Origin of the sequence: Microcoleus sp. A2-C3 (assembly GCF_036706065.1) — a bacterium.
Taxonomy (GTDB): Bacteria; Cyanobacteriota; Cyanobacteriia; order Cyanobacteriales; family Microcoleaceae; genus Microcoleus.
This window is the reverse complement of sequence record NZ_JAUBVX010000035.1, coordinates 2,749-3,679: the sequence shown is the minus strand read 5'-3', so window position 1 is coordinate 3,679 and position 931 is coordinate 2,749. Positions and strand designations below refer to the sequence as shown.

1 protein-coding gene is annotated in these 931 nt (G+C 34.2%); it reads right to left on the bottom strand.

The window, feature by feature from the left end; all coding sequences use genetic code 11:
- Positions 1 to 931, bottom strand: a 931-nt coding sequence (locus QUB66_RS19195) for a tetratricopeptide repeat protein (RefSeq protein WP_332971259.1), incomplete at both ends; no start/stop codon positions are given.

The following is a 931-nucleotide window of genomic DNA, read 5'->3' as shown; positions in this document are numbered from 1 at the left end:
AACTATTGAGCTTTATCACATTATTAGGTTCAATTTGAAGCGCTTGCTCAAAGAACTGTAAAGCTTTTTCATGCTGATTATTTGAAATCAAAGCTTTGGCATAACTATTTAGCGTTATCAGATCATTAGGTTCAATTTGAAGCGCTCGCTCAAAGAACTGTAAAGCTTTTTCATGCTGATTATTTGAACTCAAAGCTTTGGCATAACTATTTAGCGTTTTCCGATTATTAGGTTGAATTTGAAGCGCTCGCTCAAACAACTCTAAAGCTTTTTCATGCTGATTATTTGAACTCAAAGCTTTGGCATAACTATTTAGCGTTTTCCGATTATTAGGTTCAATTTGAAGCGCTCGCTCAAAGAACTGTAAAGCTTTTTCATGCTGATTATTTGAAATCAAAGCTTTGGCATAACTATTTAGCATTTTCCGATTATTAGGTTCAATTTGAAGCACTCGCTCAAAGAACTCTAAAGCTTTTTCAGGCTGATTATTTGAACTAAAATCTTTGGCATAACTATTTAGCATTTTCCGATTATTAGGTTGAATTTGTAGCGCTCGCTCAAAGAACTGTAAAGCTTTTTCAGGCTGATTATTTGCAGTCAAAGCTTTGGCATAACTAAATAATGTTCTCAGATTATTAGGTTCAATTTGAAGCGCTCGCTCAAAGAACTGGAAAGCTTTTTCATGCTGATTATTTGCAGTCAAAGCTTTGGCATAACTAAATAATGTTCTCAGATCATTAGGTTCAATTTGAAGCACTCGCTCAAAGAACTGTAAAGCTTTTTCAGACTGATTATTTGCAGTCAAAGCATAGGGATAACTAAATAATGTTATCAGATTATTAGGTTGAATTTGAAGCGCTCGCTCAAAGAACTGTAAAGCTTTTTCAGGCTGATTATTTGCAGTCAAAGCTTTGGCATAACTAAATAATGT